Source organism: Aestuariibacter salexigens DSM 15300 (assembly GCF_000429145.1).
Lineage (GTDB): Bacteria > Pseudomonadota > Gammaproteobacteria > Enterobacterales > Alteromonadaceae > Aestuariibacter > Aestuariibacter salexigens.
The window spans coordinates 1-11,860 of record NZ_KE386852.1; the positions used below are offsets into that span (position 1 = coordinate 1).

Genomic DNA, 11,860 nt, shown 5'->3' on the forward strand with positions numbered 1-11,860 from the left:
GGAGCCGATGTACTCAAAGGAAGCTCATTCACCACTCAGATAGAGGAGCACAATACTGCTCCAAAGAGTATCAGCGACTGCACATTAAACATGGAATCATATGTTCTATGACTGACGGATATGATTGTTATCAGAACGCATTAGCCGAGCGAATAAACGGAATACTCAAAATGGAATACCTAGTAACGAAGCCAAGGGATCTGGAAGAAGCAAAGAAAATGGTGGCAGAGTCAGTAGCGCTCTATAATGAGCAAAGGCCACATATGGCCTTAAAATACAAAACGCCCGATGAAGTACACCGGGCGTTTACGTAACCTAAAAAGTGTCAATTTATTTTAGGACTAGTCATCACTGTCACACTTTGCTGTATCGACTGACAGTTTCCTGCTAAAGTTCATAAGACTTACGTATGAAACGCAATTGCGGGAACCAATGCGCGTGCACGGGATGTCGAATGATATCGATTGCTCGTTACATGTTGTGGCAGTTCAATAGTGATAATTACTAACAGATCACGCACCACCTATCCGGTTGCTGAAAAAGTAGCATTACTCTACACCAATAGCTTTAACGGGCTTCTGGTGACTATTCTGGTCGCCAGTGTGTTGGCGTTTGGCTTTATTGGTGGTGAATACAACAACGCCAAATTGATGTGGTGGATGGCGTTAATGGCGCTTAGCATGGTGCGCCTGGCTGACTATTTTTATTTTAAATTAAATGGCGACAGTCAACATTTTAATGCCAGCGCGGCGCTTATTCGCTTTGCATTCGGGATTTTGTTGACCGCCATATGTTGGGGCGGATATGGAGTCTTCGCCTATTTCTTTCTGCAAAATAATAATATTGAACTGACCGTCACACTGGTTATTTTGGCCGCTATGGTAGGCGGTGCTGCAAACTCCCTAGCAGCAAGTAAAACGCTAACCATATGTTATGCAGTCGCGCTGTTATTGCCTTTTTCCGTTTGCAGTATTTTTGGTCAATATGACCATTTGAGATTGCTTGGCTATATTGGCATTTTGTTCGGTATAGCGATTGCTATCAACGCCTTCAGGGCCAGTAGTTTTATCGCCGATGCTTTCATCTTTAAGCACAATAATGAAAAGCTAAACGCTGCGGTAGCATCCCTGAAACGTGATGCAGAACAGCAACAGCAAGAATTGGAGAAAACCAAAGAACTGGTGCAACAAACGCAAATCGATCTTGAGCAGGAAATTGAAAAACGTACCGAAAAGATTTTTCAGCTGTCTGGCGTCGACCCACTGACGGGGCTATTAAACCGCACCGCGTTTACATCACAGGTAGAAAATCTGGTGGAATCCGCTGCAGAGCTTGAGCACGCCGTCGCCTTGTTGTTTATCGACCTTAACGGATTTAAACAAATCAACGATGCATTCGGACATAAATTAGGTGATTCAGTGCTTGAGGAAGTGGCCTCGCGATTGAGTGCATTTTGTCAGGAACAGCATTTAGGCCGCTGGGGCGGTGATGAGTTTCTGATTGTGCTGCCTTATACAGACCGGACTTCCGCTCTGTCAGTCGCGCAAGCCATTGAAACCAGTATCCATCAGCCGATTACACTGGCCTCCAATCAGCTCAAACTGTCCGCCACAATTGGTATCTCATTATTCCCGGAGCACAGTGATAACGCCATGGAACTGATTCAGATGGCTGATGTCACCATGTACGAGCAAAAACGTCAGGGACGTATTGAGCCGGCAGTATTCAACACCGATTTATATGCCCGCCTGAAAGACCAGCAGGCACTAAAAGACGGATTGGTTAATGCCATCGAGAACAAGCAGCTGCATCTGGTTTATCAGCCAATCGTAAACGCTCAGAAAGAGGGTGTATGGGCGGTTGAAGCGCTTTTACGTTGGGACTTTAACGGCACACCGGTAGGTCCAGACGTTTTTATCCCGCTGGCTGAACAGTCAGGTCTTATAAGGGAAATAGGCGCATGGGTGCTCAATCGAGCCTGCATCGACGCCTCACGCTGGGAATTCAGCGGCGCACCGCCGGTGTCCGTCAACGTGTCGGTTATTCAACTGTTTGACGACAACTTCCTGGATATTCTGGATCGCGCCCTGGCCAGCAGCGGCTTGCCAGCAGAGCGTCTGCACATTGAAATTACCGAATCAGTGCTGGCAGATAATAAAGAGAAGGCTATCGCTCAAATTCAGCTTATCAAGCAGCGCGGTGTACAGGTATCTATCGACGACTTCGGTACCGGCTTCTCATCCTTGAGTCAGCTACAGACCCTGGATGTTGACCACATAAAAATTGACCGCAGCTTCGTTCAAGACCTCAGTGCCGGTAGTGAAACTATCATACGCGCGACCATCTTTATCGCTCGTGAGCTTGGTTGTGACTGCGTTGCAGAAGGGATAGAAACCATTGAAATGGCCGATCAGCTCAGGAGAATGGGCGTAACCAGCTTGCAAGGATATTACTATTCAAAACCCATTAGCAATTCTGCATTGCTTACCTGGGCGAATGAGTTTGAGCAACAAAAATCAACCCATCCTGAGGCGTCGTGATACTCTATAGCGCTCTCGTTAGTCATTAAACTACTTACTACTACTCACCATGGCTCAGCTCTATTTTTATTACTCGGCGATGAATGCCGGAAAATCCACCTCGTTATTGCAATCTGCTTACAATTACCAGGAAAGAGGCATGAAGACGGCAGTGTTCAATGCCGCCGTCGATGAACGCTTTGGCAAGGGTAAGGTGGCGTCGAGAATTGGTCTGCAGGCTGAAGCACACTTATTTCAACCCTCTACTGATCTGTTCGATAGCGTCCAGCAGCTGCACCGCGATCATTCGCTGGATTGCGTATTCATCGATGAAGCACAGTTTCTGACCAAAGCGCAGGTCAGACAGTTAGTCGATGTTGTCGATGAACTGGATATTCCGGTCCTGGCCTATGGCTTGCGGACCGATTTTATGGGCGAAACCTTTGAGGGCAGTCATTATCTGCTAGCCTGGGCAGACAAACTCTTTGAGCTCAAGACCGTTTGCCACTGCGGTCGCAAAGCAAACTTTGTGGTGAGAAGTGATGAACAGGGTAATCCGGTCAGAGAAGGTGCGCAGGTACAGGTAGGCGGCAATGATCGCTATGAGTCCATGTGCCGCAAACATTTCAAAGCTCTGGTGTGGGATTAGGCCAGATTTCGACTAGTTTGTCGCGCAGCCACTGATGGGCGGGGTCTTCATCCGCGTGCTGATGCCAGTACACATGGGTTTCTATCGGCGGTATCTCAAACGGTAGCGGTAACTGTATAAGCTCGCCATTATTCAAACCACCGGCAATCGATTCAGGAATGGTCAACAACGCATCACTTTGCATAACAATGGCAACAGCAGCCTGATAATGCTGACAACGCCATTGTGCTGTACGTTCTATACCTAGTTGACGCAGCGCCAGCTCGTCCACTGTGGCACCCTTGGCGCGATGGGATACGGTCACGTGTGTACTGTCCAGATAGGACTGCCGGGTGAGGCCTGACATCAATGGATGATGCCGGCGTAGCATCACACAATAGTGGTCTTTCTGCAGCAACTGATGATGAATTGGCGTGCTGACCGGTCGAGCGACATCCAGTGCTAATGTAATCTGACCGGTCGCCAGATCACGAAACTCCTGATTGCGATCCAACCGAACACTGCTGAGACTGACATAAGGAGCCTGCCGATGTACCGTACGCATCAGAGGAGGCAGCACAATCAGCTCTAGCGCCTCTGGCATGGCAATCACAAACCGTTGTCGACTCGTCTGTGCAGTAAACGTCTCCCACTGCTGAAATGCACCCCGCAGGTGTGCCAGCGCACTAAGAATGTCCGGCGCCAGTCGCTCGCACGCCGGTGTCGGCAACATCATATTTCCATGTCGTTCAAACAGCGGCGTGTCTAATAAATCTTTAAGACGTCTGGCGGCATGACTGATGGCAGATGGGGTAAGATGCATAACATCGGCAGCACGAGTCATGTTGCGATGCTGATAGAGGGCCTCAAACACTTTAAGCAGATTGAGATCGAGCCTGGTGAACAATGCGTTATTTTGCATGCATGTCATGAATAAAATTCATATCTTATTAGGATGATAGTTCATTTTATTCATCTAAGACAATTCACTATCATGATGGAGTCACAGTAAACGGAGCCACCCATGGACTTTTCCCATTCGCCAAAGACGCTGGATTATCTTACTCGCGTGAAAGATTTCATGACACAGCATATCGAACCTATTGAGGATGCCGTGTATCACGACAACCATATTGCCAATGGACATGGCAACTGGCAGACGTGGACCATACACCCTGCGATTGAGCCACTTAAGCAAAAGGCTCGTGAGGCAGGCTTGTGGAACTTGTTCCTTCCTGATGCCGAACTGGGACAGGGACTGACAACGCTGGAATATGCCCCATTGGCCGAACAGATGGGTCGCTGCTTGTTTGCCTCTGAAATATTCAACTGCAATGCACCTGATACAGGCAACATGGAAGTGCTCTATCATTTCGGTAATGAACAACAGAAGCGCACCTGGCTGACCCCTTTGCTAAGCGGTGAAATACGCTCCGTATTTGGTATGACTGAGCCTGACGTTGCCTCTTCTGATGCCACCAATATGGCCGCAACTATTGAATTGCAGGGCGATGAGCTCGTGCTTAACGGCAAAAAGTGGTGGACAACCGGTCTTGGCCATCCGAACGCCAAAGTCGCTATATTTATGGGCCTGTCGAATCCAGAAAATGACAAGCACCATCAACACAGCATGGTCATTGTGCCGCTGGATAGCAAAGGCATTACTATTAAGCGCATGCTGGATGCCTACGGCGACTATGATGCGCCATTCGGTCACGGCGAAATGCATTTTGATAACGTGCGGGTCAGCAAAGATAATTTGCTGGTGGGTATGGGCGCCGGATTCAGTATTGCGCAGGGTCGCTTGGGGCCCGGTCGCATCCACCACTGCATGCGCGCGATTGGCATGGCTGAAAAAGCGCTTGAACTGGCTATGACCAGGGCCACCAGTCGGGTGGCCTTTGGTAAACCACTGATTAAGCTCGGCGGTAATGCGGAGCGTATCGCCGACGCACGCATGGCGATTGATCAGGCGCGTTTGATGACGCTGCACGCCGCCTGGAAGATTGATAACCTGGGCGTCAAGAATGCAATGACAGAGATCTCAGCAATTAAAGTTGTCGTGCCAAACATGTTGCAATCCGTTGTCGACATGGCCATTCAGCTGCACGGCGGTGCGGGCATGTGCTCAGACTTCCCGCTGGCACGTTTTGCTGCAGGCGCACGGGCATTAAGGCTGGCAGATGGTCCGGACGAAGTGCATAAAGGCATGGTATCCCGACTGGAGCTAAAGAAGTATGCCTGATAGTGTTCAGCGCGGCGTAGACAGTGCCGGCGAGGTCAGACCGGGAGAGATGTTACCGCTGGATACCTTGCTGCCCTGGCTACAAGAACACATTCCTGATCTTGAGGGGGCGCCCCACGTGCGTCAATACAGCGGCGGTGCCTCCAACTGGACGTACTGCCTGTCTTTTGCCAATCGCAATATCATACTGCGACGGGCGCCAGAGGGCACCAAAGCAAAAGGCGCCCACGATATGCAGCGCGAGTATCATCTGCAGCAGGCGCTGAAGCCGGTCTATCCCCTTGTACCTGCCATGCTGGGTGTCTGCACTGATAAGCAGGTTCTGAACAGCGACTTCTATGTGATGGAAAAGCTTACTGGCATTATTCCGCGTAAAAACCTGCCGCGCTCGGTAACCCTGTCGACACAACACGTTCGACAACTCTGTCACAACGCTCTGGATGCGCTAATTGATTTACACCAGGTTGATTATCAACAGGCCGGGCTGCAGTCTCTGGGCAAGGGTACAGGCTATATTGAACGACAAATCAGCGGCTGGAGTACGCGATATCGGAACGCTAAAACCTGGAATGTGCCATCCGCAAACAACATTATGCATTGGCTACAGGACAACATGCCAGCTCACGAGCGCATTTGCCTGACCCATAACGATTTCAGATTTGATAACCTGGTGCTGGACCCGCAGCAGCCTGAAAACATCATTGGTGTGCTTGATTGGGAGCTGGCGACGTTAGGTGACCCGTTAATGGATCTAGGAAATATGTTGGCGTACTGGGTACAACCCGATGATGACTGGCTGGCGCAGCAAACCCGTCGTCAGCCGACTCACCTGGAAGGCATGCTGACGCGTCAGCAAGTGATTGACTATTATATAGCGAAAACGGGTATACCGATTGGCGACTTCACCTTCTATCAGGTATATGGTCTGTTTCGTTTGGCAGGTATCGCCCAGCAGATATACTATCGATATCATCATAAACAGACGCGGAATCCAGCCTTTAAACATTACTGGATTTTCGTGCATTACTTACTCAGACGCTGCACGCGGCTGATAAAACACGCTAGCTAGGACACAACATGCGTAAAAATATTTTGATCACCGGAGCCAGCTCGGGCCTTGGTAAAGGCATGGCGATTGAATTTGCCAGACAGGGCTGCCATTTGGCCCTGTGTGCACGACGTATGGAAAGGATGGAAGCGCTGCAACAGGAACTGCTTGACATTAATCCGGCCATAAACGTCAGCATTGCCTGTCTTGATGTCGATGATCACGATGCGGTATTTGCCGTGTTTAAACAGTTTCATCAGGAGCTCGGTCAATTAGACCGGATCATTGTTAATGCAGGGATGGGCAAAGGCGCTTCTATCGGCACAGGCTATTTTTATGCAAACAAGCAGACCGCCGTCACCAATTTCGTCTCTGCGCTGGCTCAGTGCGAGGCAGCAATGGAAATTTTTCGTGCGCAAAATCACGGACATCTGGTCACCATATCGTCGATTAGCGCGGCGCGGGGTTTTCGTCGAGCGATGACCGTGTATGCGGCAACCAAAGCCGCACTGACGTCACTTAGTGAAGGTATCCGCATCGATGTGTTGGACACCCCTATCAAAGTGACAACCATACATCCGGGCTTTATTCGCAGCGAAATTAACGAAAAAGTGAAGAAGGTGCCTTTTATCGTTGATACAGACGTAGGGGTGCGGGCAATGGTAAAGGCTATCAACAAAGAACCGGCCAATGCGTTTGTACCTTTTTGGCCCTGGGCGATAGCGCGGTATTTATTTAAGGTGGTGCCGTTACGTTGGCTGGCTAAGATGAGTTGAGCCCACAGGCTCAGTAATAATGAAAACCGTCCCCGTGAGCTTGTGGATTTTCATTGAGCTCATCACAGGAGGCGGTGAACTGGGCGCTGTCTGTCTGCCTGCGTACCAGCGCCATATTTAAATCCTCATCAACATCGAGGATTTCGACCGTCGCATTTCGATAGTCAAGCAACATGCCGGGTTTGATTTGCATAATGTCCATGATGACAACCTGAACAGCCACGCTTACTTAGATACTATAAACGTAGCAAACAGCACCAAGATTACCAGTCAGTGTTACTTACCAACCATTCTGACGTAGTTATCGAAAATCGTAGCTATCGTAATATACCGGCTTCATTGGCCCACAAAAGCTGAGCTTAGCAAGCAGTTCGCTCTCTCTCGGCACTGCAGAGGATGCATTGAAAGATGTCAGGCAGTTGAGATCCTGAAACAACAGCACAATGTGATCAAAACTGGGCGCCTGTTGGATACGGTGCACCGCAAGACGAGCATTATTCTTAATGGGTACGACATCGTAGGTGATTTGTTTACTGGATTTTTCGAGGTTCTCTAACTTACGAAAGTATACTTGCTGGTCAAATCGCAACGCCATATCTTCATAGGTCAGCATCCCGTCTCTTTGATAATTCCCCATGTACACATCGACATTGTGTTCAAATGATTGTGCACGCATCAGGCGCTCAAGGTTGAATACATCCGGGCGGATGGTGACCAAATCGGCATCTCTAACCAGGACATTGAGTGCCACACTGTCTGAGAATACCCGATAAATAATCTGTGCATCATGAGGCTGTTCATAATCAGGCATCAGCGATGCGTACAGTGTTGAGCCATTACCAAACAATACCATGCCATGGACCCCCACGTAGTGAGGGTCCAGTGGCTGTTCCCCATTTTCCTGCAGTGCGAATACAGACTGAGCAGTTAACAATGTAAAAATGAGAACGAACAGCTTCATGGCCTTTCCCGTGAGGTAAACAACATGCAAAGTGTAATCGTTTACCCAGACATTGAAAATGCCTCTGTTAGTTCTCTTTGCACTCTCAACCTGAATATGGCAGTTTGATATCTACACCACCCCACTGTGCTCACCGTTATGTTAACCAAACGCCAGTTTTTATCGCTTTCATCTCGTGCCGTCTGCCTTGCGATAGCTTCATCACATCTGGGCATCTCATCAGCCTTGGCCAGCACAGAACGACTGCGTCAGTCACAGCGTGCCTTGCAACTTCACTTTAATGAAAACGCGCTGGGGATGTCACCACAAGCCATGCAGGCCGCCATCAATGCAACCCGTTCATCTGGAAATCGCTATGCCGACCCGCTGCTCGATATTCTAAGAGAACAACTGGCAACCAAACATGGAGTAAAGGGTGAACAACTTATCTTTGGCAATGGTTCAACGGAGGTTATTCAGGCCGTAAGCCGTTATGCGGCATTGAATAATGCGACTGTTGTCGAACCCTCTCCTACATTTGGGGCATTGGCCGGCAATGCCGGGTCACAGGGTGTCAGGGTCATCAAGGTCCCTGTCACTAATGATTTTATGACAGATTTATCTGCACTTGAAAACGCCGCAAATCAGGTAGGCGGGGCGGTTGTTATCAATATCTGTAATCCGAACAACCCCACCGGGACTATTGTGGACAGCGAAGCGCTAACGGCCTGGATCAAACGAGCTCCGTCCAGTCACCTGTTTTTGGTTGATGAAGCATATTACGACTATGCACAGTATTCGAATGGTTACAGTAGCATGTTAGGGCTCGTCCTCGATGGCGCGGAAAACGTGGTTATTGCGCGCACATTCTCAAAGGTTTACGGGATGGCAGGGCTGCGGGTAGGTTACGGTATTGCACGCAAAAATCTGGCCAGTAAGCTCAACACACTGGGGGCTGATTTTAATCTTAACGCTGCCGGTATAGCTGCAGCATCTGCCTCGTTGCAGGACGACGCATTTTACCAGCACAGTATCAAATCCAACCAACAGGCCAAACAGCATCTTCTAGCAACATTAAAGACGCTGGAACTAGAGTGGATACCCAGCCACACCAACTTTGTCCTGCATAAAATTAACAGTCCTCTGGATAAGTACACACAGAGAATGCGTCAAAATGGCGTGATGGTCGGCCGTCGTATGACGGAGGAGGACGGCTGGAATCGCATTTCCATAGGTACTCTGGATGACATGCGAGAATTCAGCCAGTTATTGCTCGAATTTAGAGAGCGCGGCTGGGTATAAACAGAGCTGTACATTTATACAGTTTACACTATAGTTATTTCTACCTTATCAGGAGAGGAAATAACATGATTGGATATGTCACGCTAGGAACCAATGATTTAGCTCGTGGCGCGGCGTTTTACGACGCGCTTTGTGAGCTACTAGGTGCAAAACGTATGATGGAAGAAGAGCAGTTTATTGCCTGGGCGAGCGATCCAGAGAAGGCCTCACTAGCACTTACCGCCCCCTTTGACGGCAATCCTGCCAGCGTCGGTAATGGCAGCATGGTCGCTCTTGCAGTAGAAACGCCTGAGCAGGTTGACGCTGTTTACAATAAGGCAATAGAACTGGGTGCAACAGATGAAGGGCCAGCAGGACAGCGAAATGACTGGTTTTATGCAGGTTATTTTCGTGACCTGGACGGCAACAAACTGAATGTGTTCTGTTTAACTAAGCCAATGCCTTTTTAGTCAGTACGATTGTGATTAGAACGTATGTTTGGGTTGCTTTTTTAGCAACCCTTGTTTCATTAACCGCCTGCGGCGGAGGAGCTGGCACAGAATCTCCCGAGACTCCTGCACCGCAACCTCCACAGCGCACCATTGACGAAATCGTCATTGGTGCAGCCAACCAGGGGTTGGATAGCATTATCGTGTATATAGACGACGGTAGTGACATTACTCACTATGCCGCCGGCCATTATGACCGTGAATCTGAACGGCCTGTCAATGCAGAGGATCTGTTTAAGATTGCCAGTATCAGTAAACTGTATATCGCCGTTGCCGTGGCCAAATTGGTCACTGAAAATGTGATCGGCCTAGATGATTCTCTCTCACTGTGGCTGCCCGAACTGAGCGGACGCATTGCCAATGCAGAGCAAGCGACAATACGCCACCTCGTTGAACACAGAAGTGGGATACCAGACTTTGACAGTGCGCCAGGATTTAGCTGGCAAAATGCTCATCAGGATATAGAGGCAACCCTGGCATTGGTTTACGACCTGCCGGCTGATTTTGCGGCCGATGCCCGCTACGAATATTCCAATACCAATTATCTGCTACTTGCCAGGGTGATGGACCGCGTATTGGGGTTTAGCCATCGTGACTATATCCAGCAGGCAATACTTGATCCTCTCGAACTTCAGCATACGTTCAACACCTATCAGCCAGATTTTGATGAACAGCTAATCAGTGGTTACTGGCAGGGTCTGAACAGAAAAGGACAGGACTATCAGATCCCCGGTGGCTCAATGGTCGCGACTGCCAGTGATGTGGGGCGCTTTATACGCGCACTGAATGATGGCTCACTATTGTCAGCGGAAGAGAGGCAGCACTACATATACTGGTTTGAACACTCTGGCTGGTTGCCTGGCTACCAGAGCGTTGCTGGCTATAATGTCAGCAACGATACCGTAGTGGTGCAATTTGTCAGCACAACAGGTGACGACAGTGAGCAGATAGCCAATGATACTTATCAGGATATTCTCGACACGCTTTGATATATCAATCCAGGCTTAACAAATAGAACAATAACGTATCGAAACTCTCGGTGCCTGGGTAGATCCAGTCAAAATGACCAGCCTCAGCATCAATTTGATAGGGTAAACCAGAATCGCGAGCTTCTGATTCAGGGACAATATTGTCCCTACCGCCAGTAAACAGCGTAGTCCTCCCAGTTAAGCGCTCGATATTTGGCGAGGCCAGCACATATTGCTCAGGGATGGTATCCGGCGAACCATTCATAAAGCTTCGCGCCAGCGCACTGCAGCTGCCCGAAAGTCTTGCATAGTCTGTAAAATTGACAATCGCAGCCAGACCCACCACATCAAAATTGTCTGCGAGAGTAGAGGCTGCCAGTAATGCCAGATGCCCGCCAGCTGAATGGCCGATGACCACGTAGTCCCATTGCCCGTATGGCGGATTTGTCTGACCGAGAATACTTTGTAGAGCATCCTGAACATCATTAAATGTGCCGGGCCAGCCGCCGCCGGGGTCGCCAGTAGCGCGATATTCGACAGACCAGACATGAAAACCGTTTAACGCCATCGCGGTTGCAAAAGGGTAAGTTTGATCGATACGGAAGCTATTTGACCAGCAGCCGCCATGCACAAAAACGAGTGCGGGCAGAGACTCCCTTCCCTGCACCGCAGTTGCCTGCCAATATTCTATGCGTTGCAAACTGTCTGCGCCGTATTGTTGTATTGCATCGGGCAGGTTGTAAGGCAGAGCTAATACGCTTGCGTAAGATTGCAGTGAACCTGCGCGCTCATAAAAGTCGTAATGGCGAGCAACCGGCTGCTGAGTAAAATCCTCAACTGCAGGCTGAGAAGACTGCTCAGAGCCCGAGCATCCGGTCAGAAATAAGACGACGATAATAAAAACGTAATACACAGCGCACCTTTTGCATCGACACATTGTGTACGC

13 protein-coding genes are annotated in these 11,860 nt (G+C 49.3%); 9 read left to right on the forward strand and 4 right to left on the reverse strand.

The genetic code is table 11. The features are described from left to right. The 3 genes from G441_RS0116395 to G441_RS0116405 form a co-directional block, all read left to right on the forward strand. Positions 1–314: integrase core domain-containing protein (locus G441_RS0116395; protein ID WP_026376279.1), on the forward strand; the 314-nt coding region annotated here is incomplete at its 5' end. A 180-nt stretch (positions 315–494) separates the two neighbouring features. After that, the gene (locus G441_RS18970; protein WP_051275675.1) at positions 495–2,540 is read left to right on the forward strand and encodes a putative bifunctional diguanylate cyclase/phosphodiesterase; all 2,046 of its coding nucleotides are present in this window, start codon (positions 495–497) and stop codon (positions 2,538–2,540) included. A 49-nt stretch (positions 2,541–2,589) separates the two neighbouring features. Continuing rightward, positions 2,590–3,168, forward strand: coding sequence for a thymidine kinase (locus G441_RS0116405; protein WP_026377340.1), 579 nt, complete (start codon positions 2,590–2,592; stop codon positions 3,166–3,168). On the opposite strand, the gene G441_RS0116410 is transcribed toward G441_RS0116405, so the two are convergent. After that, complete coding sequence (locus G441_RS0116410; protein ID WP_026377341.1) at positions 3,146–4,069, reverse strand: LysR family transcriptional regulator; 924 nt, start codon at positions 4,067–4,069, stop codon at positions 3,146–3,148. The two genes, G441_RS0116405 and G441_RS0116410, sit on opposite strands and share 23 nt — an antisense overlap. Positions 4,070–4,171: 102 nt before the next feature. Here G441_RS0116410 and G441_RS0116415 point away from each other — a divergent pair, with 102 nt between their 5' ends. Genes G441_RS0116415 through G441_RS0116425 form a run of 3 tightly spaced genes read left to right on the forward strand, consistent with a single transcriptional unit; the run spans position 4,172 to position 7,216 of the window. Then, on the forward strand, positions 4,172–5,392 hold the full coding sequence (locus tag G441_RS0116415; protein WP_026377342.1) for an acyl-CoA dehydrogenase family protein: 1,221 nt from the start codon (positions 4,172–4,174) through the stop codon (positions 5,390–5,392). Beyond that, the gene (locus tag G441_RS0116420) at positions 5,385–6,461 is read left to right on the forward strand and encodes a phosphotransferase family protein (RefSeq protein WP_026377343.1); all 1,077 of its coding nucleotides are present in this window, start codon (positions 5,385–5,387) and stop codon (positions 6,459–6,461) included. Before G441_RS0116415 ends, G441_RS0116420 begins: the two co-directional genes overlap by 8 nt. 8 nt (positions 6,462–6,469) lie before the next feature. After that, complete coding sequence (locus G441_RS0116425; RefSeq protein ID WP_026377344.1) at positions 6,470–7,216, forward strand: SDR family oxidoreductase; 747 nt, start codon at positions 6,470–6,472, stop codon at positions 7,214–7,216. Between the two features lie 10 nt (positions 7,217–7,226). On the opposite strand, the gene G441_RS0116430 is transcribed toward G441_RS0116425, so the two are convergent. Then, positions 7,227–7,418, reverse strand: a complete 192-nt coding sequence (locus G441_RS0116430) for a hypothetical protein (protein ID WP_026377345.1) — start codon at positions 7,416–7,418, stop codon at positions 7,227–7,229. Between the two features lie 99 nt (positions 7,419–7,517). Then, positions 7,518–8,177, reverse strand: coding sequence for a hypothetical protein (locus tag G441_RS0116435; RefSeq protein ID WP_026377346.1), 660 nt, complete (start codon positions 8,175–8,177; stop codon positions 7,518–7,520). Positions 8,178–8,315: 138 nt separating this feature from the next. Here G441_RS0116435 and G441_RS0116440 point away from each other — a divergent pair, with 138 nt between their 5' ends. The 3 genes from G441_RS0116440 (at position 8,316) to G441_RS18975 (ending at position 10,935) form a co-directional block, all read left to right on the forward strand. Further along, positions 8,316–9,458: a pyridoxal phosphate-dependent aminotransferase gene (locus G441_RS0116440; protein WP_026377347.1), complete on the forward strand. Its 1,143-nt coding sequence runs from the start codon at positions 8,316–8,318 to the stop codon at positions 9,456–9,458. A 65-nt stretch (positions 9,459–9,523) separates the two neighbouring features. Then, positions 9,524–9,907: a VOC family protein gene (locus G441_RS0116445; RefSeq protein ID WP_026377348.1), complete on the forward strand. Its 384-nt coding sequence runs from the start codon at positions 9,524–9,526 to the stop codon at positions 9,905–9,907. A gap of 11 nt (positions 9,908–9,918) precedes the next feature. After that, positions 9,919–10,935: a serine hydrolase domain-containing protein gene (locus G441_RS18975; protein WP_051275677.1), complete on the forward strand. Its 1,017-nt coding sequence runs from the start codon at positions 9,919–9,921 to the stop codon at positions 10,933–10,935. Positions 10,936–10,939: 4 nt separating this feature from the next. Here the strand turns inward: G441_RS18975 and G441_RS18980 are convergent, their stop codons facing one another. Next, on the reverse strand, positions 10,940–11,827 hold the full coding sequence (locus tag G441_RS18980; RefSeq protein WP_051275678.1) for an alpha/beta hydrolase family protein: 888 nt from the start codon (positions 11,825–11,827) through the stop codon (positions 10,940–10,942). Positions 11,828–11,860: the final 33 nt, after the last annotated feature.